Annotated in this window: 13 protein-coding genes and 4 pseudogenes; 8 read left to right on the top strand and 9 right to left on the bottom strand. The window is 33.2% G+C overall.

Going from position 1 to position 18,970, the window contains the following annotated elements:
- Nucleotides 1-86: 86 nt before the first annotated feature.
- The 3 genes and pseudogenes from ACZZ95_RS08105 to ACZZ95_RS08095 all read right to left on the bottom strand — a co-directional run bounded on the left by ACZZ95_RS08105 (nucleotide 87) and on the right by ACZZ95_RS08095 (nucleotide 3,767).
- Nucleotides 87-2,781: pseudogene (locus ACZZ95_RS08105) on the bottom strand (carboxypeptidase-like regulatory domain-containing protein).
- Between the two features lie 102 nt (nucleotides 2,782-2,883).
- On the bottom strand, nucleotides 2,884-3,402 hold the full coding sequence (locus ACZZ95_RS08100) for a GLPGLI family protein (protein ID WP_463468663.1): 519 nt from the start codon (nucleotides 3,400-3,402) through the stop codon (nucleotides 2,884-2,886).
- Nucleotides 3,360-3,767, bottom strand: a complete 408-nt coding sequence (locus ACZZ95_RS08095; protein WP_463468662.1) for a hypothetical protein — start codon at nucleotides 3,765-3,767, stop codon at nucleotides 3,360-3,362. Before ACZZ95_RS08095 ends, ACZZ95_RS08100 begins: the two co-directional genes overlap by 43 nt.
- Before the next feature lie 225 nt (nucleotides 3,768-3,992).
- Between ACZZ95_RS08095 and ACZZ95_RS08090 the strand changes: the two genes are divergently transcribed.
- The gene (locus tag ACZZ95_RS08090; protein WP_463468661.1) at nucleotides 3,993-4,796 is read left to right on the top strand and encodes a hypothetical protein; all 804 of its coding nucleotides are present in this window, start codon (nucleotides 3,993-3,995) and stop codon (nucleotides 4,794-4,796) included.
- Complete coding sequence (locus ACZZ95_RS08085; RefSeq protein WP_463468660.1) at nucleotides 4,796-5,410, top strand: deoxynucleoside kinase; 615 nt, start codon at nucleotides 4,796-4,798, stop codon at nucleotides 5,408-5,410. Before ACZZ95_RS08090 ends, ACZZ95_RS08085 begins: the two co-directional genes overlap by 1 nt.
- 110 nt (nucleotides 5,411-5,520) lie before the next feature.
- On the opposite strand, the pseudogene ACZZ95_RS08080 reads toward ACZZ95_RS08085, so the two are convergent.
- From ACZZ95_RS08080 to ACZZ95_RS08060, 5 genes and pseudogenes are all read right to left on the bottom strand, one after another.
- Nucleotides 5,521-8,069, bottom strand: a pseudogene (locus tag ACZZ95_RS08080) (sodium-translocating pyrophosphatase).
- Between the two features lie 112 nt (nucleotides 8,070-8,181).
- Nucleotides 8,182-8,712, bottom strand: a complete 531-nt coding sequence (locus tag ACZZ95_RS08075; protein WP_095952568.1) for an inorganic diphosphatase — start codon at nucleotides 8,710-8,712, stop codon at nucleotides 8,182-8,184.
- A 133-nt stretch (nucleotides 8,713-8,845) separates the two neighbouring features.
- Nucleotides 8,846-9,445 (bottom strand): DNA-3-methyladenine glycosylase family protein, encoded by a 600-nt coding sequence (locus ACZZ95_RS08070; RefSeq protein WP_463468659.1) that lies wholly within the window; start codon nucleotides 9,443-9,445, stop codon nucleotides 8,846-8,848.
- Between the two features lie 224 nt (nucleotides 9,446-9,669).
- A complete protein-coding gene (locus ACZZ95_RS08065) occupies nucleotides 9,670-12,171 on the bottom strand; it encodes a DUF5686 and carboxypeptidase-like regulatory domain-containing protein (RefSeq protein WP_463471640.1) in 2,502 nt (833 codons plus the stop codon).
- A 70-nt stretch (nucleotides 12,172-12,241) separates the two neighbouring features.
- Nucleotides 12,242-13,219: a pyruvate dehydrogenase complex E1 component subunit beta gene (locus ACZZ95_RS08060; protein ID WP_463468658.1), complete on the bottom strand. Its 978-nt coding sequence runs from the start codon at nucleotides 13,217-13,219 to the stop codon at nucleotides 12,242-12,244.
- 499 nt (nucleotides 13,220-13,718) lie between these two features.
- On the opposite strand from ACZZ95_RS08060, the gene ACZZ95_RS08055 reads away from it, so the two are divergent.
- The 4 genes and pseudogenes from ACZZ95_RS08055 to ACZZ95_RS08040 all read left to right on the top strand — a co-directional run bounded on the left by ACZZ95_RS08055 (nucleotide 13,719) and on the right by ACZZ95_RS08040 (nucleotide 17,298).
- A complete protein-coding gene (locus ACZZ95_RS08055) occupies nucleotides 13,719-14,465 on the top strand; it encodes an electron transfer flavoprotein subunit beta/FixA family protein (RefSeq protein WP_095952566.1) in 747 nt (248 codons plus the stop codon).
- 128 nt (nucleotides 14,466-14,593) lie between these two features.
- Nucleotides 14,594-15,563: pseudogene (locus ACZZ95_RS08050) on the top strand (electron transfer flavoprotein subunit alpha/FixB family protein).
- A 166-nt stretch (nucleotides 15,564-15,729) separates the two neighbouring features.
- Nucleotides 15,730-16,353 (top strand): bifunctional nuclease family protein, encoded by a 624-nt coding sequence (locus ACZZ95_RS08045; RefSeq protein ID WP_463468657.1) that lies wholly within the window; start codon nucleotides 15,730-15,732, stop codon nucleotides 16,351-16,353.
- Between the two features lie 93 nt (nucleotides 16,354-16,446).
- Complete coding sequence (locus ACZZ95_RS08040) at nucleotides 16,447-17,298, top strand: thymidylate synthase (protein ID WP_463468656.1); 852 nt, start codon at nucleotides 16,447-16,449, stop codon at nucleotides 17,296-17,298.
- A 39-nt stretch (nucleotides 17,299-17,337) separates the two neighbouring features.
- Here ACZZ95_RS08040 and ACZZ95_RS08035 read toward each other — a convergent pair whose 3' ends face one another.
- On the bottom strand, nucleotides 17,338-17,634 hold the full coding sequence (locus ACZZ95_RS08035) for an isoamylase early set domain-containing protein (protein WP_463468655.1): 297 nt from the start codon (nucleotides 17,632-17,634) through the stop codon (nucleotides 17,338-17,340).
- A gap of 239 nt (nucleotides 17,635-17,873) precedes the next feature.
- Between ACZZ95_RS08035 and ACZZ95_RS08030 the strand changes: the two genes are divergently transcribed.
- Nucleotides 17,874-18,218 carry a 2TM domain-containing protein gene (locus tag ACZZ95_RS08030; protein ID WP_095952561.1) on the top strand — a complete coding sequence of 115 codons (345 nt, stop codon included), beginning with the start codon at nucleotides 17,874-17,876 and terminating at the stop codon, nucleotides 18,216-18,218.
- 11 nt (nucleotides 18,219-18,229) lie between these two features.
- A pseudogene (locus ACZZ95_RS08025) lies at nucleotides 18,230-18,711 on the top strand (dihydrofolate reductase).
- Nucleotides 18,712-18,970: the final 259 nt, after the last annotated feature.

Raw genomic sequence — 18,970 nt, 5'->3', positions numbered from 1 at the left:
TAAAAATTTGGCTGTTAATATTAGCGTAAAGATATTCCATTCTTACTAAAAGAAGCGCCTTAATTTTAAAATTCGGACAAATTATATTACAAATTATATTTCATCGAAAATATAATATATCGAGGCTGTACGGTATATTGAGAAACTCTTGTTGAGAATTGCGAGAAGCTGTCATCGTTGAGATATTTCGTATTCAATAAATTGGTTGCTGACACTTTATATTCCCACTTACTATTTTTCTTTTGATAAATTAAGCTGGCACTTAAAAAATCATATTCGTTGTCAACCGTTTTATCTCCGTTGTAATAATGGTAAAATTCATACTCCGAAACAAAAGAGAAACTATCAAGGAAAAAGTAATCTAACTTAGCAAATGGCTTATCGGTATAAAAAGTAGAACCGCTGTATTTGTTCACCAAAAGATTGTATCCAAATTCAATATTTGGCAGGTTTTTGTAATTTGTTGAAGCTCTTACCGTATAACTCTGAACAAAACTTTCTGTTGTTCTTAATTCCTCATTCTGAATATTATTAAACTTTGACCAGTTCAAACTTGCATTTACCGAAGCTTTGTAATTCTTTAAAAATGATCGACCGTACGCTCCCATTCCAGAAAAAGTTTCATCGGCTAAATTGGAATTATAAGGTTCAGAGGACTGATTAATTCCATCAAACTTAGCTTCTGTCTTAATAGCATCTACCTTTCTTGTATAAGTTGCGTTGGCAAAAATGTTCTCAAAATTGAACATATTGTATTTAAAATAACGAAGCGAATGTACTTGCGAGGTTGCATTTTCTAAAGTACGATTTCCACGAAATAAACTACTGTAATCAGATAAAACGTAACCAGCTGCCAATTGATTAATGTCGGTAAAATCGTTTGTCAAAGAGAAGTTATAAGTCAGCGTTTCTGATTTTTTGATTTGGTATAAAGCAAAAAAGTCCGGCAGTATTTTGGTGAAACTTTGAGAATAATCTGTTCCCTCCTGTCCGTTTGTCATTTGGTATGAATGCACACTTACACCCGGCGTTAATGTAAATTTCCCAGTCAAAATTTTATAGTGAAATCCCACAAAAGCATCATTAAAATTGTAATCTACGTCATTATTATTTTCTGGATTATTCAAATCATTTCTGGTTCCATCATCCAGCATTTGAAAAATATGGGAATTAAAATTTTGGTACGAATAAGTATTTCCTAAAGTAACATTAATATTGCTTTTTGGCGTGACCATATAATAGTAATCCAGTTTAGCATCCAGTTTATTGGTCTTTACAAAACGATTTTGGTTGTAATCGTTTCTGACTTGTGCCGGATTTGTAACATACCCTGACAAAGCAAAAGGAAGTGTTTGCAAATTGGCATTATAAAACGGATTTTCGTCCTGATACAAATGCTTGCATTTCAAAAGCAAAAATATTTTTATCACTCTGTGTATAATACAAACTCAAATTCTGATTAACAGATGTAGGATTTTGTTTTTTTGTTGTAAAAATATCTTCGGAAGTCGCAACATCCTGCACAATCTGTTCTCTAAACAAATCTGAGTATTCTTCCTGTTTTGTCAATTTGGTTAAGATATCATAATCAAACTGAAATTTATCGTTTGGTTTATAAGTCGAACTTAATTTAAAAAGACCTAAATTATTTTTTTGACTTGTACTTTCGTCACGTCTCTGCTGATCTCCAGAGTCTAAAATCGTAGTCTGTGATTTGGTTTCCAAATCTGTTTTTGAAGTAGAAAGAATTCCGAAACCACTTAAATTCCATGCTTTATTGACAGAATAAGCAAAGTTTGTTGCACCAAATTTCGTTTCAATTTCTTTAGCTCGATTATTTCGAAGCAGTGAAATTCCTAAATCATTAGACGAAACATTAAAATTACTGCCTCCCTTTTTCATCATATTTTTAAATCCTCCCGTAAACTTAAAATAATCCTGTGCGGTTAAGGGCAATTCGCCAATATTATTAAAATTGGTAATCAAATTAATGCTGTACTTCGGACTATAATAAAATAATTTGGGATTAATTATATAACGACTGTCCAGTTCTCCAACTCCAATTCCTGCCGTAACATCTCCAAACCAAAAGTTCTTTTTTCCGTCTTTTAGTTTAATATTCATCGCCACATTATCTTGATCATTTTCAAGACCTTTTAGTGCGCCGACTTCGTTATAATTTCGTAAAACCTGAATTTTATCAATAGCATCTGCAGGAATATTTTTAACGCCTAATTTGGTATCTCCGTCAAAAAAATCTTTTCCTTCGACCATTAATTTACTTACTTTTTTTCCTTCAACTTCAATTTCTCCATCGGCATTTACCTCAACGCCCGGAAGTTTTTTCAAGACATCTTCCAGCTTTTTTTCGGTTCCAGTTTTGAAAGAATCAGCATTATAAACAATCGTATCTCCTTTAATAGAAACAGGCATTTCACGTACAATTTCAACACCTTCCAATTCAATTCCTGCGCCATCCAAAACAATATTTTGAGACATATTTTCAGCTTTGGTAGCAACTGTTATTTCTTTAGACTTCATTCCCAAATAACTTACTTTAATCGTATAAGCTGTGTTTGGTTTTAAAGTCAATTGAAATTTTCCTTTATCATTCGTGATTCCATATGAATCCATTGCTTTTGTAGTATTGTTTATAGCCATAATATTGGCCATTTCCAACGGATTTTTTTGTTCATCCTGAATAAATCCATCAAAACGGACACTTTGAGAAAAGCAGATAGAAGTAAAAAGTAAGGCAAAAATAAAAAGTGTCTTATTCATTATCAGAATATTGGAATTTGGAATTTGGAAATTTTGGAATTTTGGAATTTGGATTTTGGATTTTGGAATTTGGATTTTGGAATTTGGAAATTTTAAAAAATTTTATCTCCCCATTGGAGGTGGTCCGCCTGCACGCCCGCGATTCATTTCTCTAAATTCTTCAATTTTCTTAACAACCGTTTCGTCGTAATCTTTCTGTGAGACTACTTTTCCTTTTTTAGAAGGTTTTATTTCCACTTTTTCTTTGGCATTCAAAACAATTTTAGAACATAAAATTGTAGTTGTTCCATCGTTTATTTCTAAAATTAAACCTGGAAGTCCCCAATAATTTTCAGGACCTTGATTTACTGGAATTTCTGGTGTATACCACGCTGTTACCAAAATTTCTTTTGGCATTTCAAAATTATCTGCAAAATTTGTTTTTGTTTCGCCAGAAGTCTTTTTTTCATCCTCTTTTTTATCATCCGTTTTTTTAGGTCTGAAATTTCTAAAATCGGTTTTACTAGGTTCTTTTACCGCTGTTGCCTTAAAACAATTATAACCTCCTATTTGTTTGGTTTCCTGTTCTAATTTCCAGTTTAATTTTGGCGACGAATCAACAACCAAAAATTCTTTACCCATAAACTCTTTATCAACCGTGTAAGACTTTGTTTTGACATCTTTGTAGAAAGTACCGTCGCGCCTGTCATAGAACCAAACATAACACGCATACCATTTTGCTGTCCTGGAGCATCTAATTTTTCTTCTTCTTTGTAGATCGATGCTGATTTATCGAAATTTAAAATAAAAGTTTTCTCTAGCATTTTTTTCAAACGCTCTTCCATACTTTTTTGCATTTCGGGCGTAATATCTCTGTTGCCACGCATTCCCTCAAACTTTGGAGCTTGTGTTTTTGACTCGTAAACAGCCATTCCTTGAAAATCTTTTTGTGCTTGAATTTGTGTACAGGCAAGCATCAATGACATATAAAAAAATATTTTCTTCATTTATTTTTCTTTAAAAGTGAGTAAATCCGAGAAAACTTACATTCAAATGTATTATTAATTTTAAAATCCTAAAAATTAAATAGATTAAAAGAGTCAGATTATAGACAAAACCCGTTATTTTTTAGACTATTACAATAAAAAAAGGTTTAACTGATAAAAATGAATTTCTAAAGGGAGATTTTTTGTAATTTGGTACTTTGTAAATCTATTTCAATGCCTAAAACTGTGCAAAAACTTTTATTCTTCTTATTCCTTTACTGCACTTTTACTGCACTGAACGCTCAGAATTCTATTCTAAATCCTACTTTAATTTCTCATTTTAAAAACAATTCGGACAAGTTTTTAGGATACGATTCTTTCGGTTATTCGTATCAAATTACTAATAATGTTTTCAGCAAAATAAAAGGAAAAGAGATTTTTGAGTATAAAAACGTTTCTCTTGGAAAAATAACGAAAGTTGATTTACAAAATCCGCTGAAAATGGTTTTGTTTTATGAAGATTTTAATAGTGTCGTTTTATTGGATAATCAATTGAATAAAATAACCGAAATTAATTTTTCGCAAAATCAAACGCCTATCGTAGTTGTCGCAATCGGAATGTCAACTCAAAATCAGTTATGGATTTACAATACTTTAAATCAACAAATTGGTCTTTTTGATTATTTAAAAAATGAATACAAAACCGTTTCAATTCCGCTGACAGAACCAATTAAATATTATCAGACAGACTTTAATACTTTTTATTGGATAGATAAAAATAACAACTGGTTTTCCTGCGACATTTTTGGTAAAATTACTTCATTGGGCAAGATTGATGCTTTTGATAAAATTGAAATAATTAATGCTACACAATATATTTTCAGTAAGGATAGTTTACTGTATTTAAAAAGGATGAGCGAGTCAAATATTGAAGTAATTTCTGAGATTAAAATTTTAGAAAAAACCTTTGACAATTTTTATTACAAAGACCAAATTTTATCTATTTTTACAGTCGCAGATATATTAAATTATAAAATCGTAACACCGTAATGCACATAGCAATAGCAGGAAACATAGGCGCAGGAAAAACCACCCTGACCAAATTATTAGCGAAACATTTTAAATGGGAGCCTCATTATGAAGATGTGGTTGACAATCCGTATTTAGACGATTTTTACCATCAAATGGAACGCTGGTCATTTAACCTTCAGATTTATTTCTTGAACAGCCGTTTTCGTCAAGTGCGACAAATTCGCGAAAGCGGTAAAAAAATCATTCAGGACAGAACGATTTATGAAGATGCTTATATTTTTGCTCCCAATTTATATTCGATGGGATTAATGACAAGTCGCGATTTTGAAAATTATACCTCTTTGTTTGAATTAATGGAATCTTTGGTAAAACCACCAGATTTACTAATTTATTTAAGAAGTTCTATTCCTAATCTGGTTGGGCAGATTCACAAACGCGGACGCGAATACGAAAACTCAATTTCGATCGACTATTTAAGCCGTTTGAACGAAAGATATGAAGCTTGGATTCAGACTTACACAAAAGGAAAATTATTAATTATTGATGTGGATAACATCAATTTTGTCGATAATCCGGAAGATTTAGGAAACATCATAAATAGAATTGATGCTGAATTAAATGGGTTGTTTTAGAAAACACTGATTTCATGAAATAACACGGAAATAAAAAAAATGCCTCTAAATTTTAGAGGCATTTTTTGTTTTTCCTAACAGGTTTTGGAAACCTGTTAGGATAGCTGAAATTATTGTGCTGTATTTATTTTTGCTTGAACTTCTTCTTCTGTTCCTTCGTAAACTTCGGTAGTTGTTTTTCCGTTTTCTGTTTTGGTAACAGTCCCAACTGTTTTGCCGTTATCATTTCTTAAGTCAACACGAACAGATTTTTTTTCATATTTACTGGTATCAAAACAGTCTGTTTTTTGATATTTTCCCGTTGTGTCAAAATGCGCCAGACATTTAGCAGTTTCTTCTGGAGAACAGCCTTTTTCTTTACACATTTTAATACATTCTTCTTTTGTCATTCCAGACATATCCCCGCATTTAGAAACTCCTCCTGCGTGCAGTTCCGTTTTTGCACAGCAAGAAGTTTTACCAGCAATATCTGACGGAACATTTCCTGAACCTAAAATAGGTGCAATTACCAAACCAATTAAACAAGTCAATTTGATTAATATATTCATCGATGGTCCAGAAGTATCTTTAAACGGATCTCCAACTGTATCTCCAGTAACAGTCGCTTTATGTGCGTCAGAACCTTTATAGGTCATTTCACCATTGATCATAACTCCTGCTTCAAAAGATTTTTTCGCATTATCCCACGCACCTCCCGCATTATTTTGGAAAACTGCCCAAAGAACTCCAGAAACGGTAACTCCAGCCATATATCCTCCTAACATTTCAGCAATTAACTGATTGTTATCTCCATAAACTAACTTTCCTAAAAGAACAATCGCAATTGGAAAACCAATCGTTAAAATCCCTGGAAGCATCATTTCACGTAAAGTCGCTTTTGTAGAAATTTCAACGCATTTTCCATATTCTGGCTTTCCAGTTCCTTCCATAATTCCTGGAATTTCCTTAAACTGGCGACGCACTTCATAAACCATATCCATTGCCGCTTTTCCAACAGAATTCATAGCTAAAGCAGAGAAAACAACCGGAATCATACCGCCGACAAATAACATTGCTAAAACTGGTGCTTTAAAAATATTAATTCCATCAATTCCTGTAAAGGTTACGTAGGCGACAAATAAAGCCAATGAAGTTAAAGTCGCAGAAGCAATTGCAAAACCTTTTCCAGTTGTCGCAGTTGTATTTCCAACAGAATCTAAAATATCGGTTCTTGTACGAACTTCTTTCGGTAATTCGCTCATTTCTGCAATTCCGCCCGCGTTATCAGAAATTGGTCCGAAAGCATCAATTGCTAATTGCATTGCTGTTGTAGCCATCATTGCCGAAGCGACCAGCGCCACTCCATAAAATCCTGCCAAAGCATACGAAATCCAGATTGCTGCGAGCAAATAAAATTACGGTTGGAAAAGTCGAAATCATTCCTGTTGCCAAACCAGCAATTACATTTGTTCCCGCTCCAGTAGACGATTTTTGAACAATTGCCAATACTGGTTTTGTCCCTAATCCTGTATAATATTCTGTTACCGATGATATAGCACCCCCAACCACTAATCCGACCAATGTCGCGTAGAAAACACGCAATGACGAAATTGCTTTTGATCCTTCGCCAAAGAAACTCATCTGCATGGTTTCTGGCGAGCATATATTGAACTAAAAAGAAACAAGCAACAGCTGTTAAAACAATTGAAACCCAGTTTCCAATATTTAATGCTTTCTGCACTTGTGCTTCTTTTGCATTATCATCTGATATTTTTACTAGAAGTGTTCCTATAATAGAAAATATAATTCCGAAACCAGCAATTGCCATCGGCAGTAAAATTGGACCAATACCGCCAAAGGCATCATTGATACGGCCTCCCATATCTTTTATAACATAATTTCCAAGTACCATTGCGGCTAAAACAGTTGCTACATACGAACCGAATAAATCGGCTCCCATACCAGCAACGTCTCCAACGTTATCTCCTACGTTATCTGCAATTGTAGCTGGATTTCGAGGATCATCTTCTGGAATTCCTGCTTCTACTTTACCTACTAAATCGGCTCCAACGTCGGCGACTTTGGTATAAATTCCGCCTCCCACTCTGGCAAACAAAGCGATTGATTCGGCACCAAGTGAAAATCCTGCAAGGGTTTCCAAAACAACAGTCATTGTTTCAGTATCTTTCCAAACTCCATCGGAAAAAAGATTAAAGAATATTATAAAAAAAGTAGTCAAACCTAAAACGGCTAGACCAGCAACACCTAAACCCATTACGGTTCCATCGCCAAAAGATACTTTTAATGCCTGCGGTAAACTTGTACGTGCTGCCTGAGTAGTTCTAACGTTTGTTTTAGTTGCTATCTTCATACCAATATTTCCTGCATAAGCAGAAAATAATGCTCCAAAAATAAATGCAATTACGATTAATAAATGTGTTTTTACACCTGGGATAAAAGTAATTCCTGCCAACGCTAAACTGGCAATAATTACAAATATGGTTAATAGTTTATATTCGGCTTTTAAGAAGGCTAAGGCTCCTTCATAGATGTAATCTGAAATCTCTTTCATCTTACCGTCTCCAGCATCTTGTTTTAAAACCCAAGTCCTTTTTATTCCCATGAAAAGTAATCCTAAAACTGCCATTACAATTGGCAGATAAATCATAAATGCATTCATAATTTTTAATGGTTTTGGTTAATAGTCAACAATCTAACTGAAACGAATTTAAACAAAAAAGCAATACTCCTGACGGGAGTATTGCTTTTTTTATAATAGAACAGGGTAAAAATTATCTAATACTAAATAATCCCTCTGGTTTGTTTTCAATATCGTTAAAACGTTTTGTACACTCAGCAATAATTGCAAATGCCTCATTAACATCTCCCCATCCTTCAACATCTACTTTTTTATTTTCAAGATCTTTGTACACTTGAAAGAAATGCTCGATTTCTTTTACTAAGTGAGGATTCATATCTGATAAATCTGTTAATGAATTCCAGATTGGATCTGAAACTGGTACACAAATAATTTTCTCGTCTGGTCCTTTATCATCTGCCATGTGGAAAACACCAATTGGCTTAACTTCCATAACACATCCAGGAAAAGTTGGTTCGTTTACTAAAACTAATACATCAAGAGGATCCCCATCAAGTGCTAAAGTTTCTGGAATAAATCCGTAATCAGCTGGGTACATCATTGAAGAGAATAACATTCTGTCGAAACGCATTCTTTTAATTTCAAAATCGTACTCGTATTTATTTCTGCTTCCTCTTGGTATTTCGATTAATACATCGAAAGTTGTTAATTTGTCTGCGGTCATTTTCGTTTTTTATTATATCTATAATTTCGCTTGCAAAAGTAACCAAAGAATCCTTTTTTACAATGAAAAAAGTACATTAATATATGAACTTTATTCAATAATTAATATACTTTTCCATTTATATAACAGATAGTTAATATGCAATTTTCCTGTTTCGCTTATTTAAGTAGTAATGCCAGAGCAAATAGGTCGCATAAGACCGATACGGACTCCATTGTGCGGCATGTGTTTCCATTTCCTGTTTGTCGTGAATATTCAGTAATTCTTTGATCGTATTTACGACTGCAATATCTCCTAACGGAATCAAATCTGGTTCTTGAAGGCAAAACATTAAATAAATGTCAATTGTCCAGTTTCCAATTCCTTTTAGCTTAATCAGCTCTTCCCGAACTTGTTTTGCAGATTTTGAAGCTAAACTTTCAACATCTAATTCTTTATTTAAAATCGCTTCCGCTAAAATCTTAATGTATTTTGTTTTCTGACGGCTGACACCAAGATTTCGATATTCTTCATCAGGAAGCACAATCATTGTTTCTGGATTACAAGTGGTGTAGGATTTAATTTTTAAGAATGTGGCTTTCGCCGAATCTATAGAAACCTGCTGTTCGAGAATCAACAATACCAAAGTTTCAAAACCCTGCGGACGCTTTGGAATTGGCGGTAACCCGTATTTTTCGATTATTTCTCGAAATATTGGATTTTTATTGGTTAAAAAATCAATTGCTTCCTGCATGGTTTTTTACTTTAAATCTACTTCAAAATTAAAGAAAAAAGAATCTCGCAAAGTCGCAGAGACGCAAAGTTTTTTTGCTCGCAGATTCTGCAGATCGAGCAGATATTTAATTTCAGTTAAACTTTAAAATTTGCGTGAAATAAAATATCAGCCATAAAAAAAGCCGCAAAGAATTTAAACCTTTGCGACTTTGTAACTTTGAATCTTTGAACCTTTATTTATATTTAGAAATAGAATCCAAAAGATCCTTTTATAGCAAATTTATGAGCGTCAGGCATATCTAGATAATTTCCTCTCCAAGAAAAATCAATTCTAAAAACTTTGAAGATATTTCCAATTCCGGCGTTATACTCCCAATATACTTTTTCCGGAGCGTTATATGGTAATCCAGAAGCATTAATGGCACGATTAGCATCAGAAATGGTTCCATGAACTGCCCTAACACCAATAAACTCTCTCCAGTTCAATTTTCTCATAAAAGGAATTCTGGCAAATAATCTTCCGCCAAAATCATGATTCCATTGCAAAGTAGTATATTGATCTGTTACGAATTCGTAGAAATTAAGGTTACTAAAAGTATTTTCAATCGTAAAATAAGTTTGGTTACCAGGAATTACACTCATTAATCCTAACGGAATTGTTCCAAATGTTTTTCCCGTTTCTACAATAATATTTGATCTTCCTAAAGGCCCGATTATGATAGGCTGTTTGTAAAAAATCTGTATTTTTTCGTAAGCAAAGTCACTGTCCATAACTCCTTTTAGACCATAACTAAAGTTCACAAAGAAATGACTAAAAGGACTGTCAACTAAATCTCTCTCCACACCGTAACCAATTGTTTTACGATTTGGCATATATTCAAACTGAATATTGGCTTCTGTCTGCTTTACATCGCTTTTTACAACTCCCGTCGGATTTGTCGCAGTTGGCAGTGTTGTATAATAATCTAAACTAAAAGTTTTCGAAGCCGATTCTAATGTTCGATAGGAGAATCCTGCCGAAACAATAAAATTCTTTTTGGCCTCCATCTCTACAGAAAGATTAGTCAAATTAATATTGGTCAGTTTACCATTACTACCAGTTGTAAACAAAGCGGAAGAAGCAAAACTTCGTCCTAAAACATCATTTGTAGTGGTTAAACTAGCACCAATTTGTTCGATGTCACGTCTGTTTCCTCCAGAAATAATAACTCTATTTTTCTTATCGACCATCCATTTTCCAGAAAGTCCGTATTTGAATTTATTGTCATCAAATCCGTATGCTGTATAGGCTTGTATACGCCAAGGGTCGTTTGGTCCAAAATAAGTTCTTCCTCCTACTCTTAGTCGCAAACCTTCCACTTCATTATAACCAAAAGTGGAATAAATAGGCCCGTAATCGAAATTCTTAAATTCGACATAACCACTTCCTAAAATCGAGACGAGATTATACAATTGCTTAAATCGCTTGACGGTCTGTAAAGTATCCAGCATTTTATAAACACCTGCTTCGTCTTTATTTAGCTTCTCAAAACGATTTTCTTCCCAAAATTCAGGCGGTCGTTCATAGACGGCATTGTCTATAAAATTGACTTCTTCCTTATAAAATTTCTCTGGTTTCTGAATATTGAATTTATGATTGCGATACAATGTCGTTCGTTTTCCATAAACTCCTTTTGATTTTTCTTTTTTGTTCAAAGCAAAATCAGACATCATATAATCGCGGGTTAAAAGGAAAACAGAATCGTTATCTACTTCAAACTCCTGTTCAATATAAATATCTTTTACCCAGTTAATATTGGCACTTTTAGTTACGCCCATATTAATTTTTTTGATGGCAAACGTGGTATCGTTGACCCAAAAATCTCCTTTAAAAGTCAATTCGTTTTTACGTCTTGGATAGAAAACAATATTGTAACACCATTTTTTATCGATATACGCACTGTCTTTTAATACATAATTGTAAACATCAATTCCGGTTTTTGAAAGCGGGCTTGTGAAACTTTTATCAAAAAATTTAAGGTGGTTATCGTAAATATTGTAGTCTGAATAAAGATCTTTTACGAAAGATAAAATCTGCTGATTTCCATTGAAACCTGACATTTTATTCCCAGTAAGATTTTCTTTTACTTTCTTTAATTTATTATCGCCATAAACATCATAAACCGATTCATTGATGAAAATTGGAAGATATGTTTTCCCCGTAACATCTGAAGTATCAACATGATTAAAGATAAACTCCATGCCTTTAAAAAGTTTGTTTTTCATGAAGGCACTATCAATAGTATTCATATCAAACTCTACTTTTTCGTACTTCTGCATTTGATATTGATTAAATTGGTAAAGTCCGTTTTTACGCTTTCTTTCCCAAATTTTTCTCAAAATATCTAGTGCGGGATTGTTCTTTTTAGAAGTTTTACCCGTAAAAATTACAACTTCATTAAGTGCTTCGGCTTCGCCTAAAACAATATTAAAATTATAATTTACTGCTTTTTCTAAAGGAACTTCTTTATCTGAAAACCCTGCCGAGGTTACTAATAATGCTGTATAGGTATTTGGTGATTCTAAGTAAAAACGACCATCTTCATTAGAAACAATTCCGGTATTTGAACCTTTAAAAACAACATTTGCAAATGGTATCGGCTGATTAGATTTGTCCAAAACAATTCCACTCACTTTCGTCTGTGCAGTAGCAATAGTCGCAAATGCGAATACAAAAAATAGGCTGAGTAAAATTATTCTTTTCATCATCTGGGCAAAAAAAAACTTCATCAATTAACAATGAATGATGAAGTTTTGTGAGTATTTTAAATATGTATTATTTGTACAATACTTTTTTAACTGCTTTTACTACATCACCAGCATTTGGCAACCAGTCTTTTAGCAATACTGGCGAATAAGGTGCTGGAGTATCTGCAGTTGTAATACGTTGAATTGGCGCATCAAGGAAGTCAAACGCCTGCTCTTGAACGATATATGTAATCTCAGAAGAAATACTTGCAAATGGCCAAGCTTCTTCAAGAATTACTAAACGGTTTGTTTTTTTAACCGATTTAAGAATTGCATCTTTATCCATTGGACGAACTGTTCTTAAGTCGATAATTTCACAAGAAATTCCTTCTTTAGCTAATTCATCAGTTGCAATAAAAGCTTCTTTGATAATTTTTCCGAAAGAAACGATAGTTACATCTGTACCTTCACGTTTAATATCAGCAACTCCTAATGGAATTGTGTATTCTCCGTCTGGCACTTCACCTTTGTCACCATACATTTGCTCAGATTCCATGAAAATTACTGGATCATTATCGCGAATTGCAGATTTTAAAAGTCCTTTTGCATCATAAGGAGTTGAAGGAACAACAACTTTAAGACCTGGAGTATTAGCAAACCAGTTTTCTAAAGCTTGTGAGTGAGTCGCTCCTAATTGACCTGCAGAAGCTGTTGGTCCGCGGAAAACGATAGGCACATTAAATTGTCCTCCTGTCATTTGACGCATTTTAGCGACGTTATTTATGATTTGATCAATACCAACTAAACAGAAGTTGAATGTCATATATTCTACGATCGGACGATTACCGTTCATCGCTGAACCTACTGCAATCCCTGTAAAACCAAGCTCAGCAATTGGAGTATCGATTACTCTTTTTTCGCCAAACTCCGCAAGCATTCCTTTTGAAGCTTTATATGCTCCGTTGTATTCTGCAACTTCTTCGCCCATTAAATATATGGATTCATCGTGACGCATTTCTTCACTCATCGCTTCGCAAATGGCCTCTCTAAATTGTATTGTTCTCATATTTATATTGTATGTTGAATTTTCTGAAGAGCAAAAATAAATATTTTAAATAACTTAAAAGCATAAATTGAATTTAAAATCGCACGAAGTTCTTTCGTTCTTTAGCTTTTAACTTTTTAATGTTAATTGTGATATTTACGAAATCGATATAATAGCGTATAATTCACACTTAAATCATCAAAATTATTTTTTATACAAACTTTAATCTATTTGTGTAATTCCTGTTTCTCCAAAACTCATTCACAAAAACGTAAAATTTAAAAGAATAGTATTTTTAAGACAAAAATTAACAGTTTGAAATGCCTCCAATATTGCAATATTCCTAACAATCAGGCAAAATGGTTCGTTTTTTATTTTTAGATTCCGATGAAAATCATCCAAAACCATGTAAACTGCGAAATCGTAATAGTTTTAAAAAATATTATGCATGCATAGTATAATTATTCCAAATTAAATTCTAAATTTGTAAAAGCATATTATAAATTCAAAATATATACTTATGAAAATACTAGTTTGCATCAGCCATGTGCCTGATACTACTTCAAAAATTAACTTTACTAACGGTGATTCAGAATTTGATACAGCCGGCGTACAATATGTAATTAACCCTAACGACGAATTTGGACTTACACGTGCAATCTGGTTCCAAGAACAACAAGGTGCAAATGTAACGGTTGTAAATGTTGGAGGTCCTGATACTGAACCAACATTGCGTAAAGCTTTGGCAATTGGTGCTAACGAAGCAATTCGTGTGAATGCAAATCCTACTGATGGCTTTTTTGTTGCTAAACAATTGGCTGAAGTAATTAAAAACGGAGGTTACGATCTTGTAATTGCAGGAAAAGAATCTTTAGATTACAACGGCGGAATGGTTCCTGGAATGATCGCTGGAATTTTAGGTTCTAACTTCTTAAATTCTTGTACAGCTTTGACTGTTGACGGAAATAACGTAAAAGCAGTTCGTGAAATCGACGGTGGAAAAGAAACGGTAAGCACTACTCTTCCTTTAATTATTGGCGGACAAAAAGGTCTTGTTGAAGAAAAAGATCTGCGTATTCCAAACATGAGAGGAATTATGACAGCAAGAACTAAAGCTTTAACTATTCTTGAGCCAGTTGACGCTCCTTCAAATACAAAAGCGGTTAAATTCGAAAAACCAGCTCCAAAATCAGCAGTAAAATTAATTGCCGCAGATAATTTAGATGAGTTAATCAATTTATTACACAACGAGGCTAAGGTGATTTAAGATATTTTATTGATGAATTAAGATTAACGATTTTTGATTGCAGATTTAAAATCAAAAAATTAGTTAATCTAAAATCGTTAATCATAAATCTAAAATCGTTAATCACAAATCTAAAATCTAAAATTATCATGTCAATATTAATATATGCAGAATCTGCAGAAGGAAAATTTAAAAAAGTAGCTTTCGAATTAGCTTCTTACGCAAAAAAAGTAGCCGAAAGTTTAGGAACAACTGTTACAGCTTTAACAGTAAACATTAGCGACGTAAGCGAATTAGCTAAATACGGAGTTGATAAAGTTTTAAAAGTAAATAACGATAAATTAGCTGGTTTTACCGCTAAGGCTTACGCCGATGTAATCAAACAAGTCGCTGAAAAAGAAGGAACAAAAGTAGTTTTACTTTCTTCAACTACAGATAGCATCTACCTTTCATCATTAGTTGCGGTATCATTAAATGCTGGTTTTGCTTCAAATGTTGTGGGATTACCAGTGAGTACTTCTCCATTTCAGGTAAAAAGAAATGCTTTCTCAAACAAAGCTTTCAACATTACACAAATCGATACAGACGTAAAAGTTCTTGGTTTAGCTAAAAACTCTTATGGAATTTTTGAAAGTGCAGGATCTGCGACCGAAGAAGATTTTAATCCATCAATTGGAGAAAATGACTTTGGAGTAAAAGTAGAATCTGTTGAAAAAGTTTCTGGAAAAGTTTCTATTGCAGATGCTGATATCGTAGTTTCTGGCGGACGCGACTTAAAAGGTCCAGAAAACTGGGGATTAATCGAAGATCTTGCTTGCTGTTCTAGGCGGCGCGACTGCGTGTTCTAAACCAGTTTCAGATTTAGGATGGAGACCTCACAGCGAACACGTTGGACAAACAGGGAAACCAGTTGCAACCAACTTATACATTGCTGTAGGTATTTCTGGAGCTATTCAGCACATTGCTGGTATTAACTCATCAAAAGTAAAAGTGGTAATCAATAACGATCCAGAAGCTCCTTTCTTTAAAGTTGCGGATTACGGAATTGTTGGTGATGCTTTTGAAATCGTACCGCAGTTAACAGAGAAATTAAAAGCTTTTAAAGCGCAACATTCTTAATTCAAGAATTCTCTTCAAAAATATTTCTCTGCCTAAAAACAAGATATTGTATCTTTGTTTATAGGCGGCTTTTTTGTTCCATATTTTTTGATTAAAATTGCGACTTTATTTTTCCAACAAAAAAAGCAATAAAACAAGGCTCTAAGTGCCTTTTTTACAAACATATATGAGTCTAGTAAAATTATCTATAAAAGGAATTTCATACAGTCAAACTCAAAACGGCGCTTATGCCTTAATTTTGAACGAAGTTGATGGTGAACGAAAACTGCCTATTGTTATTGGTGCTTTTGAAGCCCAGTCGATAGCTATTGCCTTAGAGAAAGAAATAAAACCACCACGCCCGTTAACACACGATTTGTTTAAAAACTTCGCAGAAAGATTTGACATAGTGGTAAAACAAGTTATAATTCACAAATTGGTTGACGGTGTTTTTTATTCAAGTTTAATCTGCGAAAGAGATAAAATTGAAGAAATTATCGATGCCAGAACTTCTGATGCAATCGCTTTGGCATTGCGTTTCAGCGCTCCGATTTTTACTTATAAAAATATCTTAGATAAAGCGGGAATTTATTTAAAGTCAAATACCGCAGATACCGATCAAGGTTCTCAGGAAATTGACGATGTACTTTCTAACCCTGAAACTTTTGGACACGAAGAAGAAACCAATCAGTCTGGAGAAGTATATGCGAAACATACTTTGCAGGAACTGAACGAACTTTTGGATCAAGCCGTTTCTCAGGAAGATTACGAAAAAGCGACAAAAATTAGAGACGAAATCTCGAAAAGATAAATTTTCAATGGTTAATCGTTGATTTGTTTATTCGTTTAATCGATTAAACATTTACACGAATAAACAATTAAACGTATAAACGATTAAACAACAATGAAGCAATACTTAGATTTAGTAAAACACGTTTTAGAAAACGGAAACCAAAAAGGAGACAGAACTGGAACTGGAACAAAAAGTGTTTTTGGTTATCAAATGCGTTTTGATTTAAGTGAAGGTTTCCCAATGGTTACAACCAAAAAGCTCCATTTAAAATCGATCATTTACGAATTGCTTTGGTTTTTAAAAGGAGATACGAACATAAAATACCTGCAGGAAAACGGAGTAAAAATCTGGGATGATTGGGCAGATTCTAATGGTGATTTAGGACCAGTTTACGGACATCAATGGCGTAACTGGAACAGTGAAGAAATTGATCAGATTACTGAATTGATTACCGAATTAAAAACAAATCCAAACAGTCGCAGAATGCTGGTTTCAGCATGGAACCCTTCTGTTTTGCCAGATACTAAAAAATCTTTTGAAGAAAATGTGGCGAACAACAAAGCCGCTTTGCCTCCATGTCATGCCTTTTTTCAGTTTTATGTAGCGGCTCCAGATTTGGAGAAAGGCGAAACTAAAGGAAAATTGTCTTGCCAGTTGTACCAAAGAAGTGCTGATATATTTTTAGGCGTTCCTTTTAATATTGCTTCTTATGCATTATTAACGATGATGATTGCACAAGTATGCGATTTAGAAGCAGGTGATTTTATCCACACTTTTGGCGATGCGCACATTTACAATAACCATTTTGAACAGTTAGAACTGCAATTGACACGTGAGCCAAAACCATTACCAAAAATGATTCTAAATCCAGATATTAAAAACATTTTTGATTTTGATTTTAATGACTTTACATTAGTAGAATATGACCCGCATCCTGCCATAAAAGGAAGTGTTGCTGTATAATTATAAAAAAATCCGCTTTAAAAATTAAAGCGGATTTTTTTATACAACTAAAACACTATTTTCACTTCCGGCATAATCATTCCATTTATAGAAATCTGCTTCTGGATCATTTACATAAGCACCGTCGATTACGTACTTAAATTCGTAAATCGCATCTTTAACCAAATCGTAAGTAGCTTTAAAAGTTCCGTTTTTTAACTTACTTAGAACTCCTTCTGAAGGATCCCAGTTGTTAAAATCTCCAACGACTGCTGCCGTATCAGCATCTTTGGCATCTATAGAAAATGTTACTTTACAAACTGGCTTCGTTTTGATAAATTGTTTTTTCAAAGACATAACTATTTAGTTTTTAGATTTATACATCTAAAATTAAATAAAATCGACCAAACTCGCACCAATACTCTAATCGATTTGTCATAATATTAAAAACAGCGTGCTATTTTAGCTTTATCCATAATTTAAGGTGCTTAAAATTCTGCATTTCAAATTCTCAGATGCTTTTTAAACAAATATTCTACTTCCAAAATATTGACTTTCAAAAATAAGTTTTAACTTTATAATCTGATTTTTATCTTATGGAAAAAGAAGTACACGAACAATACGAATACGCTAGAAGGCGATTAAGACAAAAAAAGATCTTATATTTTCATTTTGTTCTTTTCCTGCTGGGAAGTTTGTTTTTATTTATTGCGAATAGATTTTTTGGTTTTGGACAGGGAACAACTCAAAACTGGTGTATTTGGGGTATTACAATCTGGCTTTTTATTTTTATTTTACATTTTATAAAAGTTTATATCACAGACCGTTTTATGAATAAAAAATGGGAAAGAGAACAAGTAGACAGATTGGTTGCTTTACAGCAAAAAAGAATCAGCCAGCTTGAATCTTCTATTAATGAAGAGAACGAAAATAAAATTTAGTTAAAAATACCATGATTATAATGATAGCGGCATGACTGAAAATAATGCGCTTGGAAAAAACAATGAATTAGTATGGCATCTGCCAAATGATTTTAAACGATTTAAAGCACTTACTACAGGTCATCATATTATTATGGGAAGAAAAACTTTTGAGAGTTTCCCAAAACCATTACCAAATCGTGTACATGTTGTGATCACTCGTCAGGAAAATTATCAGCCAGAAGGATGTATTGTTGTAGACAGCATAGAAAAAGCACTGGCCGTATGTCCAGAAAATGAAGATACTTATATTATTGGCGGCGGAGAAATTTACAATCTTGCACTTCCATTTACAGATATAATAGAATTAACAAAAGTTCATCACAGCTTTGAAGCGGATACTTTTTTTCCGAAAATCAATAAAAGTGAATGGACTTTAGTAGAATCTGAAGAAAATCAAAAAGACGAAAAGCATCTTTACGATTATACTTATGAAACTTACATTAGAAAATAAATAAAAAAACATCCTCTTGTAGGAGGATGTTTTTAAAACGATTGATTTTTTAGACCTGACTTACTCAAGAATAGTTTTGTTTAAAAATCACAAATGTCATAAACATTTGAAATAACTGAATAACATTTAATGTTATTGAGACAGAGTCTCAAAAGCCTTTAATAACAAATACCACTAAGATATTAAAGGCAGAAAATTAAAATTTCCAAAAACAAATTTAATCCTAAGAACGTATTTTGCACTATAAAATAGTATTTCC

Source organism: Flavobacterium sp. AC267, assembly GCF_979258715.1.
The sequence above is the reverse complement of the archived record's forward strand: the minus strand, read 5'-3'. Positions and strand labels throughout refer to the sequence as shown.